The organism is Streptosporangium sp. NPDC049376, from assembly GCF_044466505.1.
GTDB lineage: Bacteria > Actinomycetota > Actinomycetes > Streptosporangiales > Streptosporangiaceae > Streptosporangium.
Window position 1 is genome coordinate 89347 of record NZ_JBITMT010000014.1, and the last position, 24838, is coordinate 114184.

The 24838-nt window shown below is 69.0% G+C and carries 27 protein-coding genes; 13 read left to right on the forward strand and 14 right to left on the reverse strand.

The window, feature by feature from the left end; translation table 11 throughout:
• Entirely contained in the window at positions 1–894 is an 894-nt protein-coding gene (locus ACIBVQ_RS29245) for an NADP-dependent oxidoreductase (protein WP_399181359.1), read from the reverse strand.
• 70 nt (positions 895–964) lie between these two features.
• Between ACIBVQ_RS29245 and ACIBVQ_RS29250 the strand changes: the two genes are divergently transcribed.
• Entirely contained in the window at positions 965–1540 is a 576-nt protein-coding gene (locus ACIBVQ_RS29250) for a TetR/AcrR family transcriptional regulator (protein ID WP_399181361.1), read from the forward strand.
• A gap of 469 nt (positions 1541–2009) precedes the next feature.
• On the opposite strand, the gene ACIBVQ_RS29255 is transcribed toward ACIBVQ_RS29250, so the two are convergent.
• Both ACIBVQ_RS29255 and ACIBVQ_RS29260 read right to left on the reverse strand, forming a co-directional pair.
• The gene (locus ACIBVQ_RS29255; RefSeq protein ID WP_352014044.1) at positions 2010–2753 is read right to left on the reverse strand and encodes an SDR family NAD(P)-dependent oxidoreductase; all 744 of its coding nucleotides are present in this window, start codon (positions 2751–2753) and stop codon (positions 2010–2012) included.
• Complete coding sequence (locus tag ACIBVQ_RS29260; protein ID WP_352014043.1) at positions 2750–3751, reverse strand: methyltransferase dimerization domain-containing protein; 1002 nt, start codon at positions 3749–3751, stop codon at positions 2750–2752. Before ACIBVQ_RS29260 ends, ACIBVQ_RS29255 begins: the two co-directional genes overlap by 4 nt.
• Before the next feature lie 94 nt (positions 3752–3845).
• On the opposite strand from ACIBVQ_RS29260, the gene ACIBVQ_RS29265 reads away from it, so the two are divergent.
• Positions 3846–4838, forward strand: a complete 993-nt coding sequence (locus tag ACIBVQ_RS29265) for an aldo/keto reductase (RefSeq protein WP_352014042.1) — start codon at positions 3846–3848, stop codon at positions 4836–4838.
• Positions 4839–5085: 247 nt separating this feature from the next.
• On the opposite strand, the gene ACIBVQ_RS29270 is transcribed toward ACIBVQ_RS29265, so the two are convergent.
• Positions 5086–6426: an amidohydrolase family protein gene (locus tag ACIBVQ_RS29270; protein WP_352014041.1), complete on the reverse strand. Its 1341-nt coding sequence runs from the start codon at positions 6424–6426 to the stop codon at positions 5086–5088.
• Positions 6427–6590: 164 nt separating this feature from the next.
• Between ACIBVQ_RS29270 and ACIBVQ_RS29275 the strand changes: the two genes are divergently transcribed.
• From ACIBVQ_RS29275 to ACIBVQ_RS29305, 7 genes are all read left to right on the forward strand, one after another.
• On the forward strand, positions 6591–7538 hold the full coding sequence (locus ACIBVQ_RS29275; protein ID WP_362784418.1) for an alpha/beta hydrolase: 948 nt from the start codon (positions 6591–6593) through the stop codon (positions 7536–7538).
• Positions 7535–8275 carry an ABC transporter ATP-binding protein gene (locus ACIBVQ_RS29280; protein ID WP_352014039.1) on the forward strand — a complete coding sequence of 247 codons (741 nt, stop codon included), beginning with the start codon at positions 7535–7537 and terminating at the stop codon, positions 8273–8275. Before ACIBVQ_RS29275 ends, ACIBVQ_RS29280 begins: the two co-directional genes overlap by 4 nt.
• A 2-nt stretch (positions 8276–8277) precedes the next feature.
• Positions 8278–10029 carry an ATP-binding cassette domain-containing protein gene (locus ACIBVQ_RS29285; RefSeq protein WP_362911224.1) on the forward strand — a complete coding sequence of 584 codons (1752 nt, stop codon included), beginning with the start codon at positions 8278–8280 and terminating at the stop codon, positions 10027–10029.
• A 66-nt stretch (positions 10030–10095) separates the two neighbouring features.
• Positions 10096–11250, forward strand: a complete 1155-nt coding sequence (locus ACIBVQ_RS29290; protein WP_362911225.1) for an ABC transporter substrate-binding protein — start codon at positions 10096–10098, stop codon at positions 11248–11250.
• A 40-nt stretch (positions 11251–11290) separates the two neighbouring features.
• Positions 11291–12163: a branched-chain amino acid ABC transporter permease gene (locus ACIBVQ_RS29295; RefSeq protein WP_352014036.1), complete on the forward strand. Its 873-nt coding sequence runs from the start codon at positions 11291–11293 to the stop codon at positions 12161–12163.
• A 19-nt stretch (positions 12164–12182) separates the two neighbouring features.
• The gene (locus tag ACIBVQ_RS29300; RefSeq protein WP_352014035.1) at positions 12183–13292 is read left to right on the forward strand and encodes a zinc-binding dehydrogenase; all 1110 of its coding nucleotides are present in this window, start codon (positions 12183–12185) and stop codon (positions 13290–13292) included.
• A gap of 172 nt (positions 13293–13464) precedes the next feature.
• Complete coding sequence (locus ACIBVQ_RS29305) at positions 13465–14433, forward strand: aldo/keto reductase (protein ID WP_399181366.1); 969 nt, start codon at positions 13465–13467, stop codon at positions 14431–14433.
• Positions 14434–14686: 253 nt separating this feature from the next.
• Here ACIBVQ_RS29305 and ACIBVQ_RS29310 read toward each other — a convergent pair whose 3' ends face one another.
• Complete coding sequence (locus tag ACIBVQ_RS29310; protein WP_399181368.1) at positions 14687–15508, reverse strand: nitroreductase/quinone reductase family protein; 822 nt, start codon at positions 15506–15508, stop codon at positions 14687–14689.
• 323 nt (positions 15509–15831) lie between these two features.
• Between ACIBVQ_RS29310 and ACIBVQ_RS29315 the strand changes: the two genes are divergently transcribed.
• On the forward strand, positions 15832–16578 hold the full coding sequence (locus ACIBVQ_RS29315) for an aminoglycoside phosphotransferase family protein (RefSeq protein WP_399181370.1): 747 nt from the start codon (positions 15832–15834) through the stop codon (positions 16576–16578).
• Between the two features lie 238 nt (positions 16579–16816).
• Here the strand turns inward: ACIBVQ_RS29315 and ACIBVQ_RS29320 are convergent, their stop codons facing one another.
• From ACIBVQ_RS29320 to ACIBVQ_RS29345, 6 genes are all read right to left on the reverse strand, one after another.
• Positions 16817–17041: a BldC family transcriptional regulator gene (locus ACIBVQ_RS29320; protein WP_352014031.1), complete on the reverse strand. Its 225-nt coding sequence runs from the start codon at positions 17039–17041 to the stop codon at positions 16817–16819.
• 12 nt (positions 17042–17053) lie between these two features.
• Positions 17054–17287 (reverse strand): hypothetical protein, encoded by a 234-nt coding sequence (locus ACIBVQ_RS29325; protein WP_399181372.1) that lies wholly within the window; start codon positions 17285–17287, stop codon positions 17054–17056.
• Between the two features lie 305 nt (positions 17288–17592).
• Positions 17593–17922 (reverse strand): hypothetical protein, encoded by a 330-nt coding sequence (locus ACIBVQ_RS29330; protein ID WP_399181374.1) that lies wholly within the window; start codon positions 17920–17922, stop codon positions 17593–17595.
• 59 nt (positions 17923–17981) lie between these two features.
• Positions 17982–18365 (reverse strand): hypothetical protein, encoded by a 384-nt coding sequence (locus tag ACIBVQ_RS29335; RefSeq protein ID WP_399181376.1) that lies wholly within the window; start codon positions 18363–18365, stop codon positions 17982–17984.
• Entirely contained in the window at positions 18362–18589 is a 228-nt protein-coding gene (locus ACIBVQ_RS29340) for a hypothetical protein (RefSeq protein WP_399181379.1), read from the reverse strand. The genes ACIBVQ_RS29335 and ACIBVQ_RS29340 overlap by 4 nt, the downstream gene beginning before the upstream one ends.
• 179 nt (positions 18590–18768) lie before the next feature.
• Complete coding sequence (locus ACIBVQ_RS29345) at positions 18769–19554, reverse strand: GntR family transcriptional regulator (protein ID WP_399181381.1); 786 nt, start codon at positions 19552–19554, stop codon at positions 18769–18771.
• 74 nt (positions 19555–19628) lie between these two features.
• Here ACIBVQ_RS29345 and ACIBVQ_RS29350 point away from each other — a divergent pair, with 74 nt between their 5' ends.
• Positions 19629–20069, forward strand: coding sequence for an NUDIX hydrolase (locus ACIBVQ_RS29350; protein WP_399181383.1), 441 nt, complete (start codon positions 19629–19631; stop codon positions 20067–20069).
• 11 nt (positions 20070–20080) lie between these two features.
• Positions 20081–20308, forward strand: coding sequence for a 4a-hydroxytetrahydrobiopterin dehydratase (locus ACIBVQ_RS29355; protein WP_399181385.1), 228 nt, complete (start codon positions 20081–20083; stop codon positions 20306–20308).
• A gap of 237 nt (positions 20309–20545) precedes the next feature.
• Here ACIBVQ_RS29355 and ACIBVQ_RS29360 read toward each other — a convergent pair whose 3' ends face one another.
• Positions 20546–20920: a hypothetical protein gene (locus tag ACIBVQ_RS29360; RefSeq protein WP_399181387.1), complete on the reverse strand. Its 375-nt coding sequence runs from the start codon at positions 20918–20920 to the stop codon at positions 20546–20548.
• A 263-nt stretch (positions 20921–21183) separates the two neighbouring features.
• Here ACIBVQ_RS29360 and sigJ point away from each other — a divergent pair, with 263 nt between their 5' ends.
• Positions 21184–22083, forward strand: a complete 900-nt coding sequence (gene sigJ, locus ACIBVQ_RS29365; protein WP_399181389.1) for an RNA polymerase sigma factor SigJ — start codon at positions 21184–21186, stop codon at positions 22081–22083.
• A gap of 237 nt (positions 22084–22320) precedes the next feature.
• Here sigJ and ACIBVQ_RS29370 read toward each other — a convergent pair whose 3' ends face one another.
• Together ACIBVQ_RS29370 and ACIBVQ_RS29375 are read right to left on the reverse strand one after the other, a co-directional pair.
• Positions 22321–23745 (reverse strand): aminobutyraldehyde dehydrogenase, encoded by a 1425-nt coding sequence (locus tag ACIBVQ_RS29370; protein ID WP_362911235.1) that lies wholly within the window; start codon positions 23743–23745, stop codon positions 22321–22323.
• An 8-nt stretch (positions 23746–23753) separates the two neighbouring features.
• Positions 23754–24689 carry a TIGR03619 family F420-dependent LLM class oxidoreductase gene (locus ACIBVQ_RS29375; protein WP_399181391.1) on the reverse strand — a complete coding sequence of 312 codons (936 nt, stop codon included), beginning with the start codon at positions 24687–24689 and terminating at the stop codon, positions 23754–23756.
• Positions 24690–24838 lie beyond the last annotated feature (149 nt).

Consider the following 24838-nt stretch of genomic DNA (forward strand, 5'->3'; position numbering starts at 1 on the left):
TCAGACGACGATGACCCGGCGTCCGCGGGTGTGACCGGCCTGGCTGTCGGTGTGTGCCGCCGCCGCTTCGGCGAGGGTGTACGACTTCTCGACGGGGATGTGGAGTTTCCCCCGGGAGATGAGGTCGGCGGCCTCGGCGAGCGCGTCCGGCACGCTTCCGGCCACGCCGGAGAACCGGACGCCGAACTCCGGCGCGCCGAGATCGGCGATGGAGATCACCTTCTGCGGATCCCCGGTCAGTTCGACGAGGTCGCGGATCACGCCGGAGCCGGCCAGGTCGAGAGCCGCGTCGACACGACCGAGCCGTCGCACCCGCTCGACCCAGCCCTCGCCGTACGTCGTGGGGACGGCGCCCAGGCCGCGTAGGTAGTCCTGGTTCGCGGCCCCGGCTGTGCCGATCACCGTGATGCCACGGTCACGGGCGATCTGCAGCACCGCCGATCCGACTCCGCCGGAGGCGCCGCTGACCAGCAGCGTCTGCCCGGGCCGTACACCGACCTGGTCGATGACGCGCAGCGCGGTCTCCACCACGGAGGGGTATCCGGCCGCCTCCTCGAACGTCAGTCCCTCGGGCATCGGGGCCCAGGCCGACAGCACGGCGAACTCGGCGTAAGTGCTCGAACCCTCACCGAACACGTGGTCACCGACCTTGACCCCTTCGACGCCCGCGCCGACCTCGTCCACCACCCCGGAGGCGTCCAGCCCGACCCCGGCGGGCAACTCGATCGGACGGGCCTTCTGGAACTGACCTTCGCGAATCCGCCAGTCGACGGGGTTCACCCCCGCCGCCCGTACGGCGACGCGTATCTTCCCAAGTCCCGCGTGGGGCTCCTCGGCGTCCACGAGTCGCAGGACGTCCGGGCCGCCGAACACGGCGAAGCTCACTTTCCTCATGCCGCCGACCGTAGCACTAACGGTTAGTGTTTTGAAACCGTTGTTATTTCGTATCTGATAGCATCGCGGCATGACCGTGCCGTCCGGGCGCCGCGAGCGCAAGAAGGCCGCGACCCGCCAGAAGATCGCCGAAACCGCCCTGCGTCTCTTCCTGGAGCGTGGATACGACGCGGTGGGCATCCGGGACGTGGCGGCCGAGGCCGACGTGGCCGTCACCACGGTCTTCTCGCACTTCGCCTCGAAAGAGGCCCTGGTGTTCGGGCAGGACGAGGACTTCGAGCGACGCCTCAGGCAGGCGGTCACCGACCGGGCGCCGCAGGAGCCGCTCATCCCCGCGCTGCGTCGCGAGATCCGGGCCATGGTGCGCCACTGCGCGTCGAACAGCGGCACCCCGATCTGGAACATGATCGACAAGACACCCGCCCTGCGGGAGTACGAGGAGTCGATGAGGCTGCGCCACGCGGAGTCCCTGGCGACGGCCATCGCCGCCGATCCCGACCTGGCGCGGACCACGACGGCCTGCCGGACGATCGCGAGGTTCGTGGTCGACGCCTACGCGCTGGCCCGCGAGGCCCCCGACCCGGAAGCCGCCGTGGACGAGATCTTCCAAATGATCGAAGCCGCCTGGTCAGCCACCAAGGGATAACCCTCGGACTTGGATCCCGCCACCCGGCCTGTCCACATCCGGCCGGGTGAGAAGCCCTCTCCCTCCGCCCCCCGCCGAACCCCACCACGCGACCGCGCACACCCGACGACACGCCGATCAGCAGGGATTCCGATCCGGACACACCCGGTGCCACGGACGAGAGACCTCAGTTCAGGCGCCGACGCCGTACACGAAAAGTTTCGGCCCGCGCCTTACCAACCCCCACGCGCAAGAAGTTTCGGTCCATACGCACCAACCCCAAGCGTGAAGAGTTCGGGGTACCGGCGCCGTGCGTGAGGAGTGTCCGGCTTGGGCGCGTCGGTGCTTGGACTGAGGAACGCAGGAGCGAAGCGACGGAGTGACGAGGGAAAGCGCCGACTCAGGGCGCCCAAGCCCGCGGCGCCTTCGGCGCCACAATAAACACAGCCCGGCGCCCCCCCACGGTGCGCCGGGCTGTGTTGTTCTGGGGTCACACCAGGAGCTGGCCGCCGTCCACCTGGACCACGGTGCCGGTGATGTGACCGGCGTTCGCGGAGGCCAGGAACAGCACCAGCGGTGTGATGTCCTCGGTGGTCGCGATCTTGCGGAGCGGGATGCGCGACTCCCAGGCCTCCCGAGCCTCGGCGTTCTCCATCAGACCGGCGGTCATCGGGGTGTGCACGGGACCGGGGGCCACGCCGTTGACGCGGATGCCGTGACCGGCCAGCTCGACGGCGCCGGTGCGGGTCAGCGCGTCCACGGCGGCCTTGGTGGCCTCGTAGTGACCCATGCCGGGGGTCGGCTGGCGGGCGCCGATGGAGCTGATGTTGACGATGCAGCCGCCCTTGCCCGCCTTGATCATCTGCGCGGCGACCGTCTTGGTGACGGTGAAGGTGCCGCGGAAGTTGACCGAGACGACCGTGTCGAAGACCTCGAAGGGGAGGTCGACGAGGAGGCCGCCACCGGCGACGAGGCCGGCGTTGTTGACGAGGACGTCGACGGTGCCGAGCTTCTCGGCGACCTCCTCGACGGCCGCGTTGACGCTCTCGGGGTCGGTGACGTCGAGGGTGACGGCGTGGCCGCCGATCTCGGCGGCGACCTCGTCGGCGCCCGCGCGATTGACGTCGGCGACGACGACACGGTCACCGGCGGCGGCGAACGCCTCCGCGACGGCCCTGCCGATGCCGCTCGCGGCGCCCGTGACGAGGACGACGCGTCCTTCGGCGCCGCTCACCGGGCTTCCGCGACGATCACGCGGGGGCTGCCGGGCAGCGCGAGGGTCTCGACGGGGGTCCAGCCGGCCTCGGTCAGCCAGCCGTGGACCTGGTCCTCGGGGTAGACGATGGTGCCGTCGATGGTGAGGTACTCACCGGCGTGCAGGGCGTCGATGCTGCGCTGCTTGTCGTCGTTGTCGAGGAAGAAGTCGAGCAGCAGGAGCTTGGCGCCGGGGACGGCCGCCTCGCGGGCGCGCTTGACGATGGTCCTGTTCTGCTCGTCGTCGTAGCGGTGCGCGACGTGCTCAAGGAAGACCAGGTCGAAGCCGGTGGGGATGTCGCCCTGCAGCGGGTCGCCCTCGACGATCTCGACGCGCTCGTTCAGGCCGGCCTCGGCCAGCACGCCCCTGGCGGCCTCGACGAGCGGGCCGCCGGAGAAGAAGGTGCCGTTGAGCGCGGAGTTGGCGGTCAGGGCCTCGACGAGGAAGGAGACGGACAGGCCGCCGTAGTCGAGGACCTTGGTGTAGGGGGAGAAGTCGAAGTTGTCGGCGAGCATCTTGGCGTGCAGCGCGTTGTAGGTCATGACGCCGCCCATGAAGATGTCCATGCGGTCGCCGGACATGTCCAGGTCGCCGGGCTTGCCGGTGCGGACGGTGTTGATGAAGCCGAGCCAGTGGCCGTAGCTGACGGCGTCGAGGAAGGCGAGGAACTTACGCAGGTCGAGGTCGCCGGCGGAGCCCGCGAGGTACCGCGCGGTGGCGGGGGTGTTGGCGTACACCCCGTCGGTGCGGGTGAGGAGGTCGAGGCTCGACATCGCGTCGGCGAGAATCCTGGCGACGTTCGCGGGGATCCCGGCGCGCTCGGCGATTTCGGCGGCGGTCGCGGGACCGTCGGCCAGCGCCGCGAACACTCCGGCCTCACTGGCGGCGAAGAGCTGCTTGGCGGCCATGTAGCCGATGGCCACGTCCACGATCTTCGAGGGGCTCGCGGACGAGGTGCTGTCGGGGAGAGACGACATGCGATGCGCTCCTTTGATTCCAAACAATATTGGGAATACTATACGATTCACCAGGCAGCGACCAGGGGTCGCACATCGGCATCGGAGGTTCTCTGTGGAGTACTCAGGTCAGGTCCCCCGGCGTCGGCTCGGTGAGCGTGGCCCCCTGGTTCCGGTCTTCGGTCTCGGCTCCTGGAACACCTGGGACAGGATGGAGCGGGACGACGCCGTCGCCCTGATCCGTTACGCCGTCGACCGTGGCGTGAACCTCTTCGACGTCGCCCACTACAACTTCGGTCCGCACGCCGAGAACGCGGTCACCGACATCATCTTCGGTGAGGCCGTCGTCGAGGCCGGGGTGGCCAGGGACGACTACCTCCTGTGCGGCAAGCTCTGGCTGTGGGAGTACCCCAAGTCCTCCTTCGCCGAGCAGATCGACACCTCGCTGTCCAGGATCGGGACCGACAGGGCCGACTCCGTCGTGGTCGGCGACTTCTTCGGCGACCTGGACATCCGCGCCGTGGTCACCGACGTGGCCGAGCTGGTGCGGGCCGGGCGTTTCCAGACCTGGGGCGTGAACAACTGGTCGGCCGACGACCTGTGGTTCGCGCGTGACTTCGCCATCGCCGAGGGCATGGAGCCGCCGTCGTTCGCGCAGCTCAAGTACAGCCTCGCCCGCCGTTCGGTGCCGGACGGCACGCCGTACGGCAGGCTGTTCACCGAGGGCGGTATGGGGCTGCAGGCCTCGGACGTCTTCGAGGGCGGCATCCTGGCGGGCAAGCTGAACCCGCAGCGCAAGATCGGCGCGGACCCGGGCGGCATCCGCGACCGGATCCGTGACTCCTACCCCGAGGTCAAGCGGATCGCCGAGGGCTTCGGCGCGACCCCGGCCCAGCTGGCCATCGCCTTCACCCTGACCCACCCGGCCGCGGCGAACGTGCTCTTCGGCGCCAGCAGCAGGGCGCAGCTCGACGAGAACCTGGGCGCTCTCGAACTGCTCGAACGGCACGGCGACGAGCTGCGTTCCGCGGTCGGGGCGCTGTGGATCGACAAGGGCGTGGTCGCCCCCGACGCCTCCTGGGGCACCGACGCCCCGAACAAGGCCTGACGACTCCGTTCGGCGTCCCGGCCGCCCTTTCCCGGCGGCTCCGGGACGCGTTCGGCTCGTGCCCGTGCCGTACGGCGGGGCAGCGTCCGGAACCAGGCCCGTAGCCGGGCCGGAAAACGAGGCCGGGTCCGTAACCGGGTTTCGGACGGGACCATACGGCAGGGTGACGTGACGAGGGACCGGCTCGCGTGTTCGCGGGCCGGTCCCTCGTGGCTTCTCGGTGCGACTGGACGTGGTGTCCTCCGGATCAGCTCTCGTGGACGACGCGGCCGTCCACCATGGTCAGGCTCACCGGGACCTGGGGCAGGGCCTCGGGCTCGACCTCAAGCAGGTCGCCGTCCAGCACGCACAGGTCGGCGACCTTGCCGGCCTCCAGCGAACCCTTCCACGACTCCGCCCCGTCCTGCCAGGCGGGGGTGATGGTGTAGGCCCGCAGGGCCTCGGCGACCGCGAGCCGCTGGGCGGCGCCACGCACGGCGCCGTCGAGACCACGCCGGGTGACCGCGGCGGCGATCCCGACCCGCCAGTCGGGGGTGAGGACCGGGGCGTCGGAACTGAGGCAGAGCTTCACCCCGATGTCCAGTGCGTCACGGGTCGGCCACGTCTGGGGGAGGATGTCCTCGCCCAGGGCTCCGAGCACCATATGCTCAGTCGCCACGGGTATTCCCACCTGGGTGTTCAGTCCGATGCCTGCGGCCGCCATCGTGGCCAGGGTCCTGGAGGAGATCACGTCGCCATGGATGATGTAGTGCCTCGCGTCGCGGCCGTCCCTGGAGGCCGCCGCGGCGAAGGCGTCCGTCACCGTCCTGGTGGTCCTGCTTCCGGTCGCGTGCACGGCGACCTGGTGTCCCGCCGCGTGCGCCGCGTCGATCATCGCGATGAGCACGGCCTCACGCTCGGCCTCGGAGGCCCCCTCGACCAGCAGCCCGCCGTACGTGCCGTCGAGGTAGGGCTCGTCCATCCAGGCGTTGCGCATCGGCGGGATGCCGTCACCGAAGATCTTCACACCCGCGACGCGGAACCAGCCGGGCACGTCGGCGGGGGGCGTGAAGTCACGCAGCCCGTCGAGCACCCCGGACAGCGAGCTCGCGCCGTCCAGCTCGCCGAACAGCATGAGGGCGGTCACCCGGGAGGTGAGCCTGCCCTCCGCCGCGAGGTCGGCGTAGTCGCGCAGGGCCGCGGAGCCGAAGCAGCCGCTCGCCCCGTTGTCCTCCCCTGGGCCGAGGCCCGGTTCGGTGTAGCTCGTGACCCCGAGTGACGCGAGCAGTTCGGCGGTGCGCAGGATCGCGCCACGCCGGTCCTGTGAGGTCTCCAGCCGTGTCGGCGGCTCGCCTCCGTGGTGCCCGGCCGCCATCTGGTCCATGAGGAGGGCGGGCCACATCTGGCCGAGCCAGACGCCGTGGAGGTGGGAGTCGTTGATCCCCGGAAGGACCGATCTTCCCCGCAATGGGATGACGCGGGTGTCGGGACCGATCAGAGATGAAATTTCATCTTCTGTTCCCACCCGGGTGACGCGGCCGCCGGTGATCGCGATCGACTCCGCGACAGTGTCGGCGGCGTCGACGGTGTGCACCTTACCGCCGGTCATGACCACATCCGCCGAGGCGGCGTCGTACCTCGAATCGTTAGGCAACATTTCACCATCACACTAGACACGTCATTTGGACCCGCATAACGTACATGGAATCGGATACGATTTGCGAGTGCCTGAACCTTTGGGAAGGCACTCGGGCCGCCCCCGGAGGTAACCCCATGCCCCTGCATCCCGAGGCGCAGCGAATAATCGACCGCACCGGCGTTCAGGACCAGGGCGAGGCCCCCCAGCTTGACGCGGCGGCGATGCGCGAGGGATTCCGTCTTGCCTGGTCCATGCCGGACGACCTTCAGCCGGTCGGTGGTGTGGTCGATACCGTGTTCCCCGGTCCCGCGGGTGAGGTACCGGTTCGTGTATACACCCCCGAGGGCGACGGGCCGTTCCCGGCGCTGGTCTGGTTCCACGGCGGCGGGTGGACCATTGGCTCTCTCGACGAGAACGAGGTCGCCTGCCGGGCGGTCTGCGCAGGGGCGGGCGCCGTCGTCGTCTCCGTCGACTACCGGCTCGCACCGGAGAACCCCTTCCCGGCCGCGGCGGACGACTCCTACGCCGCGCTCCTGTGGGTCCACGAGAACGCCGAGGCGCTCTCGGTCGACGCCTCGCGCCTCGCCGTCGCCGGTGAGAGCGCGGGCGGGAACCTCGCCGCCGTCGTCGCGCTCAAGGCCCGCGACCTGAACGGTCCCCGGCTGTCCCTGCAGGTGCTCGTCTCGCCGATTCTGGGCCACCCCGACGACGGGCGCGCCTCCTACCGGGACTGCTCCGAGGGCTACTTCCTCTCGAAGGAAGGCATGGACTGGTTCTTCACCCAGTACCCCCGTAACGCCAGTGATCTCGACGACCCCTATCTCCTGCCGCTCCGCTCGAAGGACCTGTCGGGCCTGGCGCCCGCGCTGGTCGTCGAGGCCGAGTACGACGTCCTCCGCGACGAGGGCGTCGAGTACGCCGAAGCGCTCAAGGCCGCGGGCAACCAGGTTGAGCTGGCCGTGTTCGACGGCATGATCCACGGCTTCTTCGGACTGCTCACGCTTGAGCTGGCCGAGGTCAGCGGTGTCACTGCCCACGTCGTCGAGGCACTGCGATCCGCCTATGTGAAAGGCGCCCAATGAGCGGCGAAGTCCTCTCCCTTAAGGACGTCAGCATCAACCGGGGTGACACCCCGATCGTCCACGACGTCTCCCTGACCGTCGCACCCGGAACCGTCACGGTCGTCCTGGGCGCCAACGGCGCCGGAAAGACGACGCTGATGGACGGAATCGCGGGGCTGGCCCCCGTGACCTCAGGAACGATCCAGCTCGACGGCGCGCCGATCGAGAAGCTTCCCATCTACAAGCGCTCCCAGGCCGGTCTGGGTTACGTCGAGCAGGCCCGTACGGTCTTCAGGACGCTGACCGTCGAGCAGAACCTGCTCGTCTCCCGTTCCGGCAAGGGCGACGCCGAGAAGGTCTACGAGCTCTTCCCCGAGTTGCAGAAGCGCCGTACGCTCCAGGCCGGTCACCTGTCCGGCGGTGAACAGCAGATGCTCGTCCTGGGACGCGCGCTGATCTCCGACCCCAAGATCATACTCATTGACGAGATGTCCCTCGGCCTCGCGCCCGTGGTCGTCCGTCGCCTCATGCACGCCGTCAAGGACCTGGTCGGCCTGGGCATCGCGGTCCTGCTCATCGAGCAGTTCGCGAACCTGGCCCTGGAGATCGGGGCCAACGCCTACGTCCTCCGCAAGGGCCGCGTCGTCTTCGACGGCCCGTGTGACGAGATCAGGGGCGACTCCGAGCGCCTGCATGAGTTCTATTTCGGCGCCATGCCCACGGACGCCGTCGTCGAAGCTGGGGGCGAGAACCCGTGAACATGATCGACAAGCGTTCGTGGGGGATCGCCCTGGCCGTCGCCGTGGCGGCCTGCGTGATCGTGCCCAACGTGCTGCCGCCGTACTGGGTGTATCTCGCGATCACCGCGGTCGTCAGCTCGGTGATCATGCAGAGCTACGGTGTGATCGTCGGCAGGGCCGGCGTCATGTCCCTGTGTCAGATGTCCTTCGCGGCCATCGGCGCCTGGGTCGTGCTCCGCCTGAACCTGGCCGACGCCCCCGGCGGCTTCATCGTCTGGCTGGTCATCGGCGGTCTGGCGGCCGTTCCCGTCGGCGTCGCCATCGGCCTGCCCGCCCTGCGCATCCGTGGCGTCAACCTCGCGGTCGTCACCTTCGGCTTCGCCGTCGCCGCGGACATCGTGCTCAACGCCAACCAGTTCCCCGGCACCACCGAACTGAAGACGCTGCAGCGCCCCGGCCTGTTCCACACCAACGGCGGCTACTTCGTCCTGGCCGTGATCGTCTTCATGGTGCTCAGCATCGGGCTGGCGCTGTTCAACCGGACCAGGCTCGGCATGTCCTGGCTGGAGATCCGCTACTCGGAGCGGGCCGCGGCCGCGCACGGCATCTCGGTCGCACGCAGCAAGCTCGCCGCGTTCGCGCTCAGCGCCTTCATCGCCGGCATCGGCGGTGGCCTGATGGCCGGTCAGCTCGGTCTGGTCGTCTCCAGCAACTTCGCCATGGGACAGTCGCTCGCGCTCTTCGCGGTGGCGATCCTCATCGGCCCGCACAACCCCGAGGGCGCCCTCATGGGCGGCATCTTCGGCGCGGTGATGGCGACGATCCTGGAGAAGCTCAGGCTGCCCCAGGACCTGGGCGGCATCCTCTTCGGCCTCTCGGCGATCTTCGCCCTGCGCAGCGGCGTCAGCCAGACCGACTTCACCCGGGCCCGCAAGCGGGAGGCCGCCGCGCGCAAGCTGCTGGAGAGCCTCCCGGACAAGCCCAAGGAGGAGCCCAAGGCGGCCGTCCCGGCCACCGAGTCGACCTCCCTGGTCCCGCCGCCCGCCCCCGCGGGCGACCAGCCGGCCCTCGACGTGCGCGGCCTGACCGTCAGGTACGGCGAGGTCCTCGCGCTCGACAGCATCGACCTCACCGTCCCCAGCGGTGGCGTCGTCGGACTGATCGGCCCCAACGGCGCGGGCAAGTCCACCTTCATCGCCGCGGTCAGCGGGTTCCTCCACGCCTACGAGGGCACGGTCGAGCTTGAGGGCAGGTCCCTGGACAAGCTCAGCCCGAGCGCCCGCGCGAGCAACGGCCTGCGCCGTACGTTCCAGACGACGGTGATCGCGCCCGAGCTGACCCAGTACGAGTACCTCTCGATCGGCGCCAACAGGAAGCTGTCCAAGCAGGAGGCCGACGAGCTGCTCGACTTCTTCGGCTGCCCGCCCGGAGAGGTCCCGGTGTCCATCGTGGACGTCGGCAGCCGCCGTCTGCTCGACGTGGCCGCCGCCATCGCGGCCAAGCCCAAGGTCGCGCTGCTCGACGAGCCCGCCGCCGGTCAGTCGGCCGCCGAGTCGCTCAAGCTGGGCCAGAGGCTCGCCGAGGTGCCCTCCCGCTTCGGTGTCTCCATCCTCCTCGTCGAACACGACATGGAGCTGGTCCGCGCGGCGTGCGCGCAGGTGACCGTTCTCGACTTCGGACACGTCATCGCGTCCGGAACCACGCAGGAAGTGCTCGACGACCCGGCGGTCATGGCCGCCTACCTCGGTACTGCCGACGTGCCCCTCGTATAACCCTCCCGAACCCGACCCCTACCCCCACCCCCCCTCTTCCCCCAGCCCCAAGGAAGTAGTGCAGTGATGAAGCGTTCCCTCACCAGCGTCGCGGTGGTCGCCGCCCTGGCCATGGCCAGCGCGGCCTGTTCGAGCAGCGACTCCGGCACCGGCGGCCCGATCAAGGTCGGCTCGATCAACGGTGTCACCGGTCTGTTCCAGACGCCCGAGGTTCCCCAGGCCGTCAAGGCCGTCTTCGACGAGGTCAACAAGCAGGGCGGCATCAACGGCCGTCAGATCGAGCTCGTCAGCAAGGACGACGCGATGAACCCGCAGCGTTCCACCGAGGCGGCCCTTGAGCTGCTGGAGTCGGAGAACGTCGTGGCCCTCGTCGGTTCCTCCAGCGCGGTCGACTGTGGCCTGAACCGCGCCACCTACACCAACGCCGGGATCATCTCCATGCCGGCCGTCGGCGTCGACCCCGCCTGCTTCACCAGCCCGAACATCGCCCCGGTCAACCCGGGTCCGTTCAAGCTGATCACGGCGATGCTCTACTACGCCTCCGAGACGCTCAAGCGCGACAAGGTGTGCATGTACTACACCGTGCTGCCGGGCAGCGGCGGTGGCATCGACGCCGCCATCAAGGAGTGGACGGACCTCACCGGCAAGCAGCTGGCCGTCAAGGACACCTCGGTCGGCCAGGGCGACCCGACGCCGTACCTCGTCAAGGCCAAGGCCGCCGGCTGCCAGGCGATCCTGTACAACGCCACCGTCGGCCCGTGGTTCGCCCAGGCCAAGACCCAGGGCATGCAGGACGTCGACTTCATCGTGGCCGCCAACAGCTACACCGACGCCAACGCCCAGGCGATCCCGGACGGCCTCAACGTCTACGCCGGCACCGAGTGGCAGCCGTACACCGACGAGACCCTCCCCGGCAACGAGCGCTGGGCGAAGGTCATCGACGAGAACAAGATCCAGAAGACCGCCTTCAGCCAGGGCGCCGTCATGGCCGCCGACCTGTTCGTCCAGGTCCTGAAGACCGTCAAGGGCGACATCACCCGCGAGTCGGTCACCGAGGCCTTCAAGAACATGAAGCCGATCGACTACCCGATGGTCGGTACCCCGTGGATCTTCGGTCCCGGTGAGGCCCACAGCCCGATCGAGGGCAGCCGCTTCGTGAAGGTCGAGGCCGGCAAGTGGAAGGTCCTTCCCGAGGGCTTCATCGTCCCCGGCAAGAACTGATCTTTCAGGTCTTTCAGGAGCCCCAGGAGGTGGGTGTCCGATGTTGAATTCCTTGGTCGCGGGCCTGACCAGCGGTGGCGTCTACGCCCTGCTCGGCCTGTGCGTCGTGCTGACCTACCGGCTCGTCGCCGTGGTCAACTTCGCCATGGCGGGTGTGGGCACGATGGGTGCCTTCATCATGGTGTCGCTGATGGACCTGGGGCTGCCCTGGCCCGTCGCGCTGGTCGTCGGAGTCGTGGCGGGGTCGCTGCTGTCGGCCCTGATCGGCTCCGGGCTCGTCCGCTGGTTCGGTGAGCACGACGAGCGCACCAAGGCCGCCGTCACCGTGGCTCTCTTCGTGGCCATCGGGGCGATCGGTCTGCGCCTGTTCGGCAGCACGTCGACGGGGGCCAGGAGGTTCCCGACCGTGTTCGACTCACCCGCCTTCACCCTGGGCGACGTCGTGGTACCCCAGTCGGTGCTGGTCTCGCTCGCCTTCGCGGCGCTCATCACCTTCGGGGTCGGCCTGATGCTGTCCCGGACCTCCGTCGGCCTGCGGCTGCAGGCGCTGTCGGAGCGTCCGGGCACCGCCCAGGTGGTGGGCATCCCGGCGCCCAAGCTCGCCATCGCCGTCTGGGCCGCCATCGGCGGTGTCAGCACGCTGGTGATCCTGCTGGTCGCGCCGCGTCTCGGTGGGGACTTCTCCACCCTGAGCGGGCTTGTCACCACGGCCCTGGCCGTGGCGATGGTCGGTTCCTTCAAGAGCCTGCCCCTGACACTTCTGGGTGGTGTGCTCATGGGCCTGCTCGAAGGTTTCGCCGCGTCGCTCGACGAGATCCAGAAGTACCGGGGCGTCGTCCCCTTCCTCGTGATCCTGGTGCTGCTGTGGTGGCGCAGCCGTAACGAGGTCTGGGACACAGCCCACAGCAGATAGCGAATTCGGAGATCATCGCATGACAGTCCCTACGTCCACGCGGGCCGCCGTACTGCGCGCCCACGGGGAACCTCTGGTCATCGAGGAGCTGCCGCTCCCCGCCGAGTGCGAGCCGGGTGGCGCGATCGTCAAGGTCGACTGCGCCACGCTGTGCGCGACGGACGTGCACATCTGGAGCGGCGGCATGTCGTTCCCGGGCATGCTCCCGATGGTGCTCGGCCACGAGATGATCGGAACGGTCGTGGCCGTCGGGTCGGGCACCGTCGACGCCCTCGGTCGTCCCGTCGAGGTCGGCGCCAAGATCGGCTGGTCGGAGTCCACCTGCGGCTACTGCTACGGCTGTACGGTGATCCGCAACCCCGTGGCCTGCTCCAAGCGGGGCTACGGGTTCCTGCAGCGCTCCGACGTGTGGCCGCACTCGACCGCCGGACTCGCCGAGTACGACTACGTCACGCCGACCGCCCAGAAGTACATCCTTCCCGAGGACGTCAAGGACACCTGGGCGGCCAGCGCGGGCTGCGCCGTCAAGACCGTCCTGCACGCCTTCGACCGCGCCGGGGGCGCCAAGCTCGGCTCGAACGTCCTCGTCCAGGGGGCGGGCGCGCTGGGCATCGTCGCCACCGCGGTCGCCAGCGCCTCGGGTGCGAGCAAGGTCATCACCGTCGGCGGCCCCGACTCCAGGCTCGAACTGGCCAAGCGCTTCGGCGCCGACGTCACCATCGGCCTGGACGGTGACGCCGACAGCCGTCGCGCCGCCATTATGGAGGCGACCGACGGCCAGGGCGCGCACCTGGTGATCGACGTCGCCGGAGCGCCCGGTGTCGGCGCGGAGGCCATCGACGCCGCCGCCTGGGGCGGCACGTTCGTCATCGTCGGCACCACGGGCCCGCGCCCCGACCCGATCTCCCTCGGGACGATCATGGGCAAGGAGCTCAACGTGCTGGGGTCGCTCAACGGCGACGTCGGCGACTACTACAACTCGATCGAGTTCCTGCGCTCGACCCAGACGCGGTTCCCCTGGGACGAGCTGTTCAGCGAGCCCGTCGGACTCAGCGGGGCCTCGGCAGCGCTTGAGTCCATGTCGCGCCTTGAGCAGGTCAAGGCCGTCGTCCACCCGTGGCTTCCCTGAGAACCTGCTTCCGGACCCTCGCCTGATCCTCCGAAGGTCCCCGCGGAGACGCTCCGCGGGGACCCGAGGGCCGTTTCCGCGGGTCTTCCACAGACCTTTCCCGGGGCTTGGCAGGCGAGAAGCTCCACCGAACAGAGCCTGACGGCCATCCACATATTTTTCGAGGAGTCCGATGTCCACGTCCAAGAAGGTGGTTCCCCTCCGCAGGGTCGGAACCCACGGTCCCGACGTCTCCGTCCTGTCGCTGGGGTCCTGGCACACCTACGACCGCATGGCCTTCGAGGACGCGGTGGCCATGGTCCGCCACGCCGTGGACCTGGGCATCAACCTGTTCGACGTCGGCGTGTACGGCTTCCCCGGCCACCCGCCGGTCTTCACCGACGTGCTGTTCTCCGCCATCGTCAGGGCGGCGGGCATCTCCAGGGACGAGTACCTGCTGTCGGCCAAGCTGTGGCTGGAGCCGTACCCGGAGATGTCGCTGCGTGAGCAGCTGGAGAAGGCCCTGTTCAGGGTCGGGACCGACCGGGCCGACCTGGTGATCCTCGGCGACATCCGCCGCGACGACCTCGACCTGAACCAGCTCGCGGTCGATCTCGCGGAGCTGGAGGTCGACGGGATCATCGGCTGCTGGGGTGTGAACAACTGGTCGGCCACGGCGGTCAGGACCATCCGCGACCACGCCATCCAGGCGGGTTCGCCCGGTCCGCAGATCGCGCAGCTGAAGTACAGCCCCTGCCGCAGGTCGATCCCGGACGGCGCGCCGTTCGCCCAGGTGTTCGCCGAGGGCATCACCATGCAGGCGTCGGACATCCTCGAAGGCGGCATCCTCGCGGGCAACAAGAAGCCCGGACGTGAGATCGGCCGCGACCCGGGCGGCGTCCGCGAGCGCATCATCGAGGCCGCCGACGGCCTCGCTGCGGTCGCGGCCGAGCTGGAGGTCACTCCCGCCCAGCTGTGCGTGGCGTTCACCCTCACGCACCCCTCGGTCAGCACCGTGCTGTTCGGGGCGACCAAGATGCAGCAGCTCGTCGACAACGTCAACGCGATCGAACTGGTCGAGCGGGTCGGCGCCGAGCGGCTGCGCGAACTGGTCGCCCCCTTCTGGGTCGACGCCGACGTGGTGAACCCGGAAGGCCCGTGATCCCCACCCGGAGGCCGGTGAGGTGAGTCACCGGCCCCGGGCGCTATGCCCGGCCCGGTTCCCCGGTGGGCGGGGAACCATGTGCCCGTGAACCGCCCGTCCTGTTCCTCCTTCTCTCGCGGTGCGGCGCGAAAAGGCGGAACAGGGCGGGTTTTCCCGTTCTCAACCGTTTTACCGGTACGGCGCGCCGTACCGGTGCGGCTTGGCACGGCGGGCTTGTCGGTACGGCGGGCCTTGTCGGTACGGCGGGCCTTCAGCCGAGGTCGAGGACCGGGATCAGTTGCTCCTCCTCGTAGGTCAGGTGCGCTTCGAGCTCGTCGACGAGCCGTTCGATCTCGGCCCGCACCTTCAGCGGATCGTCCCCCGAGAGGGCCTGCTTCAGCTCCTCCACGAGTGCGGCGACGCGCTCGTGCTCCTTTGCCAGCCGTTCGAGGACCGGGGCGAGCGAGGGGTGCTGCTCGGCGAGGACGGGGAACATCATGGTGTCCTCGCCCATGTGGTGATGGTGCAGGCCCTGGCAGACGGTCAGGCAGTTGATCCTGAGCTGCACACCGAGGCCGGGCCGTCCCGAGTCGGACAGCTCCTTGCGGATCAGCGCCAGTTCGCGGCGGAAGCCGTCGTGCACCAGCCTGAGGTAGGCGCCGCCCGACGGCGCGTTGCTCCGGGGCGGCCCGGCGATGCGAAGCGCGACGACCGGGATGACGCGGGTCGTCTTGGCCTGGTACTCGGCCCAGCCCGGGTCGCCCTCCACGGCACGGGCGAACGCCGCGTCACGCTCCTCGCCTTCCAGTACCTCCGCCACGACGTCGAAGTCGAAGACCCCGGTCTCGACGGTGGCCCGTGGGTTGGCCTTCAGGTTGTGGTACCAGGCCGGGTGTTTGGGGGACCCTCCGGCGGAGGCGATGACCAGCATGCGGTCGCCGCCGTCGGGCAGGTAGCCGAGGGGGTTCGTGTGCGGTCTGCCCGAACGGGCGCCGACGGTCGTGAGCAGGAGCAGTCTCGCTCCCTCGAAATAGCCACCGACCTGGCCGTTGTTGGCACGGAACTCGTCGATGACCTGCTTGTTGAAATCCATTCTTCTCCATTGGTTGGTTCCTGCTTGCCGTACGGAATGGAGAAGAAGACGGCGGGCCCCTGGCCCGCCCGGCGATCAAGCGTCAGCCGGGCTGCTCTCTGGTGCGTGGCCCAAGGCCGACCCGGCAGTCACGCGGTTAACGCTACTTCATCGGGATTTTTCGCGCAAAAGTGATACTTCAGGTGCCGGTGACTTCCCGAGGTGGCCTGCCGAAGTGGTGGCCCTGACCTGGGCGGCGGCCGGTGCCGCGCGAAGGCGCCTGGTGGCCGGGCACGCGACAAACCCGGTGACGTCGACGATCGCCCTCGGGAGACTGGTCGTCCATGGATGAGGTCGAAGTGGTCGTCGCCCATTCCGAGCGCGCGACCCTGCGCGTCGGCGACGTGTTCCTGAAGGTGGACGCCGATCAGGCGCGCATCGACGTCGAGGTCGAGGCGATGGCCCTGGCGCCGGTCCCGACCCCGAAGGTCCTGTGGCACAGGCCGCCGGTGCTCGCGATCGCCGCGGTCCCGGGGACGGCGCTCGGCCGCCTCGGCGAGCCGTCGGCCGCGTCCCCGGCGGCGTGGGCCGCGGCGGGCGCCGCCGTTCGGAGGTTGCACGACGCGCCGTCGCCGCCCAGGCTCGGCCGGGCAGGCCGGGGCGTCGACGATCTGTCGGCGGAACTCGACGGCGAGTGCGAGTGGCTCGTGACGAACGGCGTCCTGCCCGCCGACCTGGTCACCCGCAACCGCCAGGTCGCCGAGGCCGCGTTCCGGCCCTGGAGTCCGGTGTTCACGCACGGCGACCTGCAGATCGCTCACGTGTTCGCCGACGGTGACGAGATCACGGGCATCATCGACTGGTCCGAGGCGGGTCAGGGTGACGCCCTGTTCGACCTCGCCACCTTGACGCTCGGACACGAGGAGCACCTCGGCGACGTCGTCGCCGGCTACGGCACCGACGTCGACCTCGACGTGATCCGCGCGTGGTGGTCGGTGCGCAGCCTGCTGGGGGTCCGCTGGCTGACCGAGCACGGCTTCGACCCGTTCGCACCGGGCTGTGAGGTCGACGTGCTGAGATCCCGGCTGTGAGGCTTCACGGGTCCGACCGCCAGGAGGAACGATCAGTGGATGAGACGTCGCCGAAAGACGATGAACGCTTTGTGGATGTCGCTGAATGGGCCGAACAACAGTCGTAGGCTCACGCGTTCGGCCCTCAACCAACGAAGAACTCCAGCTCGGCCGCGAACGCCTCGGCGAGCTCGAAGAGGCGGGGACCATCCCCGCGCTGGGATGATCTGCCGCCACTCGAAAGGGCGGAAAGTGATGATCAAGGCGAGGTGTTGAGGAGGGTGTTGATGTCGGTTTCGCGGTAGCGGCGTTGGTTGCTGGGGGTGCGTACCGAGGGGATGCGGCCGGTGAGGGCCCAGCGGTTGACGGTTTTGGGGTCGACGCCGAAGATGCGGGCGACCTCGCCGGGGGTGAGGAGTCGTTCGGTGGTGCCGGTTCCGGTGGTGAAGGTGCCGTCCGGAGCTACGGCCTTGAGTGGGGGCATGAGGGTTCTCCTTCAGTAGCGGAGGATGTGCAGGATCTGGTCGTGCCGAGCCAACGCCTGGGTGAGCCGGTGCAGGGTCGTACGGCCCAGCCCGTCGCGGGCTCCGGCTTTGCGTTGGTCGGGACGCAGGGGTTCGTACCGGACGGCCCACCATGGGGGCAGGCCCGGCAGGGTGTGGTGTTCGTACCGCCAGCCGGGGTGGGTGCTGATGAGCAGGTCGATCAACCGTTGTTCGTCGTCGGTCATGGTCGTCCCTGGGTGCGGGAGTGATTGGGTCTTTTCGTGAAACGGATGCCTTTTCAGGAGGCGGGTGCCCGGCCCCGAGCCGGGGAGCAAGATGGCCGGGCACCCTGGAGGAGGACCGGCCTTCCACGACGGCAAGGCCGGTGCGCCAGACGGCTCCCTCCTTCCCCAACACGCCCTGTCATGTCCGGCGAGTGTGGGAGCCGTCTCGCGGAGGTGTGCGGCCCAGACCCCTCCCGCCTGAGCCGCACGTTCATGGGTACGGCGAGCGACGGGTGGGATGACGTCCACCGCCCGCCGTACCGGCTTCACGAGCGCAGAAGTCTGCGCAGTGCCGTGGATCGCCCCGGTTGAGCGGCCTGACCCGGGCATACAGCTTGAACAACCCGGGAAACCTGGGCCATCTGCCTGACCTGAGCGGTTTGGATGGCGCGGGCGACGGCGACGGCCTGGATGCTCGGCGGCACCACCGGAGACACCTGGGCGGCCAGCTTGCGATCCAGCTCCTCGGCGGACTCGGCCCGCACCAACAGCACCTTCCCGGGGTACGGCCTGCCGGGCAGGACGCTCCGGTAGGCGCTCCACAGGCCGGACCGCGAGCTGTGGAAGACGAGCCAGTCCGGGTGAGCCGTCTGCACGGAGTTACAGGCTCGATCTGAAAACTCAGAAACTTGACGAGGAGCCCAGGCCGGGATCATCATGCCGCTTTCCCACCCGGCGAACGCCGTCCTCCAGCGAACGCCGACTCCTCACCCAGCGCTCCACCCCTCCTACGGGAAGCCCCGCCACGAACCGGCGCCGGGGAAGACTTCGACGTGGAAGCCGCGAGCCGCATCGCCCGGATCATCTCCGCCTCCCGCATCCGCTCCTCCAACCCGTCGCCTGTGACGTCCTCGACGATCACCGGCCGCGGCCCGTCCCAGACAGCCATCGCGTAGAAGCAGCGGCGCCCCAGGCTGTAGAGAACCGTCCAGTCGGCCCACACCTGGTTGATCCGCTCGGCCTCGGCCCGCGCCGGACCATCCCACACCCGCCGATACACCGGCGCGTACGGCAGGCCGTCCCGATGCCGCCCGGTCACGATGACACCCCCTCAACAGCGGTGCGGGCCTTCTCCTCCTGCGCCGCCACGGCCTCCCGAATCTCCTCGAAGGTGTCGGCATCCACCGTCGGTTCAGCCCCGGCGCGCAATGCCGTACGCGGGAAAGCCCGATTGCGGATCGCCCAGAACCGACCGGCATCGCTGACGATCAGCCGCCAGCCCGGGATCGTCTGGCAAGCGGAGATGGATCTGGCGTTTTCCATGAACCGCAGCTCCTTTGCGAAGGGTCGAGTCGTTGTTCGGCGTACGCCGAGAGCGTTGGGGCCATCGGGTGGCTACAGGGTGGTTTGCCGCACTGCCTCACGATCGCTCTAGATGTCCACTCGTCTAGAGGAGATCGCGCATGACTATTTATGGCTCCTCTAGAGGAGTTCGTCAAGCGCTATCGCGCAGGAAGTTCGTACGACAACACGTAGGCATCGCTGGACATCACCGTGTCGCACACCTCAATCGCCCGACCATCAACGGTGTAAGCCGTACGAACCAGACGAAACACCGGGACGCCCGGCGCCAACTTGAGCGCTCGCGCCTCATCACGAAGCGGCATCCGAGACTGGATGTCCTCCACGAAATGATCCAACTGGAACCCCAGCTCCTCCAAGCGGGCGTAGATCCCACCCGGCCCGCTGTCCGGCTCCGCGATCCTCGTCCCACGAGCGATCTCCACCGGGACATACGATCTGGCCATCTCCACCGGCTGACCATTGATCAGATACCGGCGCGACCGGCAGACCACAAGATCCTCCAGCGTGATCCCCAGTTTCTCCGCGACCTCCACCGACGGCCTCTCCTCGGTGACCTTGATGAAGTCAACGGACGGCTTCCCACCCGCACCCTCGGTCTCCACGATGAACGCGGCCTTGCCCGATTGGCGATGACGGCGCGCGAACCGATCCGACGCCAGCCGCCGAACCGGCGGATGCGACCGGACGAATACCCCGCGCCCATGCTCGGCCACCGTCAAACCCTCACCCTGCAGGACCTGGAGAGCGTTGCGAACAGTCATCCGCGCGACGCCGTAGTGTTGCATGAGCTGAGCCTCCGAAGGCACCTTGTCACCCTCGGCGAGAACCCCACGCTCGATCGCGTTCCGAATGTGATCAGCGATCTGCCGGAAAACAGCCCGATCACTGGTCGGGTCCAGGTCCGGAAGGGACAGCTCGGCCACGATCACTCCTCAACTCGTACATACATGTATCGCAGCCCGAGAATAGCGATCAGCAAAAGTCCGGAGGGCACCAGATGGATCACCTGGAGGTTGGGCACTCGGTCAGTGTGGCCGGGGTGGTTCTCGACGACCAGGGACGTGCGCTGCTCGTCCAGCGGCGCGACAACGGCCACTGGGAAGCACCCGGCGGCATCCTGGAACGCGACGAGGACATCACCACCGGTCTGGTGCGCGAAGTGCGCGAGGAGACCGGCCTGATCGTCGAACCTCTCGCCCTGACCGGGGTCTACAAGAACATGACCCGCGCCGTCGTCGCCCTGGTCTTCCGCTGCGCCGCCACCGGCGGCCACCTCACCAAGAACCGCGAAAGCCGCGCCTTCCACTGGGCCGACCCCCAGGAAGTGAAAACCCTCGCCAACGAGGCATTCGCCGTACGTGTCCTGGACGCCATGCGCCCCGGCCAACCGCCCGCCGTACGCCACCACGACGGCACCCACCTGCTGACGAACCCATGACCCTCCACCCGTTGTCCGATGAGGAGATCGCCGAGCGTCTGGCCGGGCTGCCCGGCTGGGAACAGAACGGGCACACGATCGAGCGCACCTTCCGGCACACCTACCACGAGTGCGTCCACCTGGCGATGTACGTCGCGGCCAAGGCCCGCGAGGTCGGACACCGCCTCACCGCCAAGGACTTCGACCTGGCCCACCACATCGACGCCATCGCCACCGCCCACGGCGCCGAACCAGCCTGAACCACACACTCCACAGGTTGGCACGGACAAGAGCCCGGGGTTCGTCGCGGCCTGCCTGGTCTGGGACTTTACCCTCGGGCCGCTCATCACCCTGAAGGGTTCGCAACAGCATCTCAGCCGGCGCGGTCTTCTCCGCCGAGGTGAGTCGCTCATCACCCTGAAGGGTTCGTGACTCGGGCCATCGCGCCTTCGTTTGCCACGAAAGGCGGTTGGCGGCCGAGGGGGTGGAACACGGGTTCAGGGCCTGCGCCAGGTCCGGGCCAGGGCCAGCAGGCTCAGGCCGAACATCAGGACGCCGAGGGGAAGGTGGACCGAGGGGATGTGGGCGATGCCGAGCAGTACCTGGACGGAGGCCAGGATGAGGAAGCCGGCGGCGTGGAGGATGGGGCGGGGGGAGCCGCCGCCTGGCTTCCAGGCCAGGATCGCCGCGAGGACGTAGAGGACCGACGCTCCGTACATGACGCGGGCTCCGGCGCTGTGCAGGGTCTCCCCGTAGGAGGTGGACAGCAGCAGTCCGGCGGAGGTCGCCTGGACGAAGATGGTCAGGGTCTGCAGAGCGATCGCGATCCGCAGAAACGAGAAGTTGCGCTGTGCTGTCGCCTGAGTGGCCATGTCACGGTTCCCCTGTTCCGCCCTGGAAGTGTCTTGGAGTGCCTGTCGGTGCCCTGAAGGGCTAAAAAATGCCTGAGAGTGCCTTGAGGCACCCGGAAGTGCCTTGAAGCGCCAGAAAAGATCTTGAAGTATCCGGAAATATCTGGACGTGCCAAGGAGTGTTGGATAGTGCTGAAAAGTACCCCTAGGTAGTGGATCGATAAGGTCTCATCAGTCCGACGACGCAGGCCCGCGAAAGGTAAGGCGAGGAGGCGGCCGGGAGCATGGACACGGCTGGGACGGCCGCTGAGCGGCGCCAACTGATCAATGTCGCCTACCGGTTGCTCGGTTCACTGGCCGAGGCCGAGGACGCCGTACAGGAGGCCTACACGCGCTGGTACGCGCTGCCGCTCGGCAAACGGGAGGAGATCGCGTCCCCCGGCGCCTGGCTGACGACCGTGACCGGTCGCGTCTGCCTGGACGTGCTCGGCTCGGCGCGGGCCCGGCGTGAACGCTACGTCGGCGCGTGGTTGCCCGAGCCGCTGCCCGACCGCGCCGAGTGGGGCCACGGCCAGGGCGCCGACCCCGCCGACCAGCTGGTCCTGGACGAGTCGGTGGCCATGGCCTTCCTCGTCGTCCTGGAGTCGATGACCCCGGCCGAACGGGTGGCGTTCGTCCTGCACGACGTCTTCCGCTACTCCTTCGCCGAGATCGCCGACGTCCTCGACCGGACCCCCGCGGCCTGCAAGCAGCTGGCGGCCTCCGCCCGGCGGCGGGTGGACGTCACGCGGGCCCCGGCGGTGGTGCCGGCGACGGCGGTAGCCGGGCGGGCCGACGCGGTACGGCAGGTCAAGGAGGCGTGGGAGACGAAGGACATCACAGCCCTCGTCGGCCTCCTCGACCCGGCCGCCGTGATGGTCGCCGACGGCGGGGGAGCGGTCGGCACCGTACCGCACCCGGTCGAGGGCGGCGCGCGCATCGCCCGGTACATGGTCGCCATCGCCGACATGGCCCCGGGGCTCGAACTCCTGGAGCGGTCGGTCAACGGCATGCCGGGTCTGGTGGCGCGGCGTGCCGGTGTGGTCACGACCGTGGCCGCGTTCGACGTCGCCGACGGTCACGTCACCCGGATCTGGGTGGTCCGTAACCCGGAGAAACTACGCCTCTGGACACAGGACGGCTGACACCCCAAACAGACGCTCCAGCTGGAAGAGCCCTGGACGGAAAGCTTCAGCGGGCAGGCCTCAGGTGGAAGGTCCGGACGGAAGGCGCCGAGCGGAAATCCCGGCTGGAAGAGCCCGGGTGGAAAGGCCGGACGGGAAGGAAACAGAGGAAGGGGCGTGCCCGTTGGGCGCGCCCCTTCCTCGTCGGAAACCCCGGTCGGCGAGCCTCCTCCGGACCAGAAGGCTCACGACCGGAAGTCAGGAGTGGCTGATCATCACGTGCTTGATCCGGGTGTAGGCGTCGAAGCCGTACCGCGACAGGTCCTTGCCGGTTCCCGAGTGCTTGAAGCCGCCGTGGGGCAGCTCGGGGATGATCACCTGGTGGCAGTTGACCCAGACCGCGCCGAAGTCCAGTTCCGCGGTCAGCCGCATCGCCCGGCCCGTGTCGCGGGTCCAGACGCTGGCGGCCAGGGCGTAGGGGACGCCGTTGGCCAGCTCGATCGCCTCCCGCTCGTCGGCGAAGGACTGCACGGTCACGACCGGGCCGAAGACCTCCTGCTGCACGATGTCGTCGTCCTGGCGGACCCCGGCGACCACGGTGGGGGCGAAGAAGTAGCCGGGCCTGTCCAGGCGGTGGCCGCCGGTGACGACGCGGGCGTGGCCGGGCAGCCCCTCGACGAAGGAGGCGACCCGTTCGGCCTGCGCGGCGTTGTTCGAGGGGCCGAGGAAGACGCCCTCCTCGTCGGGAGCGCCGACGGTCAGGGCGTCCGCGGCCTCGGCGAGAGCCTGGGTGAAGGCCTCGGCGACGCTCTCCTCGACCAGGACGCGGGTGACGGCGGTGCAGTCCTGGCCGGTGTTGAAGAAGGCGGCCTCGGCGACGGAGCGGGCCGTCTCGACCACGTCCACGTCGGCGAAGACCACGGCCGGGGCCTTGCCGCCCAGTTCGAGGTGGACGTCCTTGAGGTCGTCGGCGGCCGAGCGCATGACCTCGATCCCGGCGCGGGTCGAACCGGTGATGGCGACCATCTCGACGCCGGGGTGCTCGACAAGCGCCCGGCCCGTGTCGCGGTCACCGCAGACGACGTTGACGACGCCGGGCGGGAAGACCTGCGCGCACAGCTCGCCGAGCAGCACGGTCGAGCCGGGTGTGCTGTCGGCGGGCTTGATGACCAGGGTGTTGCCCGCGGCCAGGGCGGGGCCGATCTTCCAGGCGGCCATCATGAGCGGGTAGTTCCACGGCGTCACCTGGGCGACGACGCCGATCGGCTCACGCCGTACGAACGAGGTGTGGCCCTCGGCGTACTCGGTGGCGCCCAGGCCCTCCAGGACCCGGGCGGCGCCGGCGAAGTAGCGGATGGCGTCGATGGACCCGCCGACGTCCACGCGGCGGGTGATGCCGCGGGGCTTGCCGGTTGACCGTACCTCGGCCTCGGTCAGCGCGTCGCGGTTCTCCTCCATCAACCGGGCGAGGTCGAGCAGGAGCTCCTGCCGCCTGGCCGGGGTGCTGCGCCGCCAGGAACGGGCGGCCTCGGTGGCGGCGGTGACCGCGGCGGCGACGTCGTCGGCGGTCGAGCGGGGCGCGCGGCCGTACACCTTCTCCGTTGCCGGGTCGACGAGGTCCATCCACTCGCCGCCCGCGGGCTCCCCGCTCTGCCCGCCGATCACGTTGCGCAGCGTGTCCATGCGTCTCCTTAGCTGGTGAGGGTCTCGACGCGGGCCATCACCCGGCGGCAGAAGGCCGCGACGTCGTGCGGGTCGTCGGTGAACTGGGAGGGCTTGATGCAGAAGGTGTCGAAGCCCTGGGCCATCTGGTCGGGGATGGTGGACAGCGCCTGGTCGAGGTCGGCGACCGAGTCGTTGTCGGGGAAGATCGCCCGGGTGCCGCCGATCATCTCAAGCTCGGAGATGTCCCGTCCGGCCTCGCGCATCGCGTTCGCGAGCAGGTCGAGCTCCTCGGGCTTGGGCCTGCCGAGCGGGTTGAAGCCGTGGCCGTAGCGGACCAGGCGCCGCAGCAGCGGGCCGTGCAGGGTCTGGCCGCCGAACCAGAGGGTGGGGCCGCCGGGGCGGAAGGGCTTGGGCTCCAGGTAGACGTCCTCGAACGGGTAGTACTCGCCGTCGAAGCTCGCCGGGGACTCCTTCCAGAGCAGGTCCCAGGCGGCCAGGTGCTCGTCGAGGAGCTTGCCGCGCTTTTCGTACGGCACGCCGAGGGCGGCGTACTCGTCGCGGCTCCAGCTCACCGTGGGGAGCACGACGAGACGGCCCTCGCTGAGCCGGTCCAGGGTGGCCATCTCCTTGGCCAGCAGCAGCGGGTGGCGCAGCGGGGCCAGGATCGCCCCGGCGACGAGCCGGATCTGGCTGGTCACCGCGGCGATGGCGCTGAGCAGGACGATCGAGTTGGGCCAGGAGGTCTTCGGGTCCTGGTTGCCGGGCAGGGCGTACTCCCTGGGGTTGGGCATGACCCCCAGGGCGCCGGAGTCGGGGCCGAGCACCACGTGTTCGCTGAGCATCACCGAGTCGAATCCGGCGTCCTCCGCCTCACGGGCCCACCGGACGACGGAGGCCAGGTCGTCGCCCGGCGTCATCGTCCAGTTCTCGCTGAGGATGAGCAGCATCTTCGGGGTCGCCACGGGCACGCCTCCGCCTGTCGTCTAAAGATTTGGGTCCAAACGGTATGTCCCGGGGGTGGGTGTTGGCAAGGTTTGTACGCCGTGAGCTGCGCGGCCCCCCATTGACGGAGAGTCATTTGGGTCCATACATTCATTCAAACAACCCCTTG

Bases quoted from the DNA above. Each gene is read 5' to 3' on its own strand.
- ACIBVQ_RS29245 (WP_399181359.1), bottom strand. From the start codon at position 894: ATGAGGAAAGTGAGCTTCGCCGTGTTCGGCGGCCCGGACGTCCTGCGA.
- ACIBVQ_RS29250 (WP_399181361.1), top strand. From the start codon at position 965: ATGACCGTGCCGTCCGGGCGCCGCGAGCGCAAGAAGGCCGCGACCCGC.
- ACIBVQ_RS29260 (WP_352014043.1), bottom strand. From the start codon at position 3,751: ATGTCGTCTCTCCCCGACAGCACCTCGTCCGCGAGCCCCTCGAAGATC.
- ACIBVQ_RS29270 (WP_352014041.1), bottom strand. From the start codon at position 6,426: ATGACCGGCGGTAAGGTGCACACCGTCGACGCCGCCGACACTGTCGCG.
- ACIBVQ_RS29275 (WP_362784418.1), top strand. From the start codon at position 6,591: ATGCCCCTGCATCCCGAGGCGCAGCGAATAATCGACCGCACCGGCGTT.
- ACIBVQ_RS29280 (WP_352014039.1), top strand. From the start codon at position 7,535: ATGAGCGGCGAAGTCCTCTCCCTTAAGGACGTCAGCATCAACCGGGGT.
- ACIBVQ_RS29285 (WP_362911224.1), top strand. From the start codon at position 8,278: ATGATCGACAAGCGTTCGTGGGGGATCGCCCTGGCCGTCGCCGTGGCG.
- ACIBVQ_RS29290 (WP_362911225.1), top strand. From the start codon at position 10,096: ATGAAGCGTTCCCTCACCAGCGTCGCGGTGGTCGCCGCCCTGGCCATG.
- ACIBVQ_RS29295 (WP_352014036.1), top strand. From the start codon at position 11,291: ATGTTGAATTCCTTGGTCGCGGGCCTGACCAGCGGTGGCGTCTACGCC.
- ACIBVQ_RS29300 (WP_352014035.1), top strand. From the start codon at position 12,183: ATGACAGTCCCTACGTCCACGCGGGCCGCCGTACTGCGCGCCCACGGG.
- ACIBVQ_RS29305 (WP_399181366.1), top strand. From the start codon at position 13,465: ATGTCCACGTCCAAGAAGGTGGTTCCCCTCCGCAGGGTCGGAACCCAC.
- ACIBVQ_RS29310 (WP_399181368.1), bottom strand. From the start codon at position 15,508: ATGGATTTCAACAAGCAGGTCATCGACGAGTTCCGTGCCAACAACGGC.
- ACIBVQ_RS29315 (WP_399181370.1), top strand. From the start codon at position 15,832: ATGGATGAGGTCGAAGTGGTCGTCGCCCATTCCGAGCGCGCGACCCTG.
- ACIBVQ_RS29320 (WP_352014031.1), bottom strand. From the start codon at position 17,041: ATGCCCCCACTCAAGGCCGTAGCTCCGGACGGCACCTTCACCACCGGA.
- ACIBVQ_RS29325 (WP_399181372.1), bottom strand. From the start codon at position 17,287: ATGACCGACGACGAACAACGGTTGATCGACCTGCTCATCAGCACCCAC.
- ACIBVQ_RS29340 (WP_399181379.1), bottom strand. From the start codon at position 18,589: ATGGAAAACGCCAGATCCATCTCCGCTTGCCAGACGATCCCGGGCTGG.
- ACIBVQ_RS29350 (WP_399181383.1), top strand. From the start codon at position 19,629: ATGGATCACCTGGAGGTTGGGCACTCGGTCAGTGTGGCCGGGGTGGTT.
- ACIBVQ_RS29360 (WP_399181387.1), bottom strand. From the start codon at position 20,920: ATGGCCACTCAGGCGACAGCACAGCGCAACTTCTCGTTTCTGCGGATC.
- sigJ (WP_399181389.1), top strand. From the start codon at position 21,184: ATGGACACGGCTGGGACGGCCGCTGAGCGGCGCCAACTGATCAATGTC.
- ACIBVQ_RS29370 (WP_362911235.1), bottom strand. From the start codon at position 23,745: ATGGACACGCTGCGCAACGTGATCGGCGGGCAGAGCGGGGAGCCCGCG.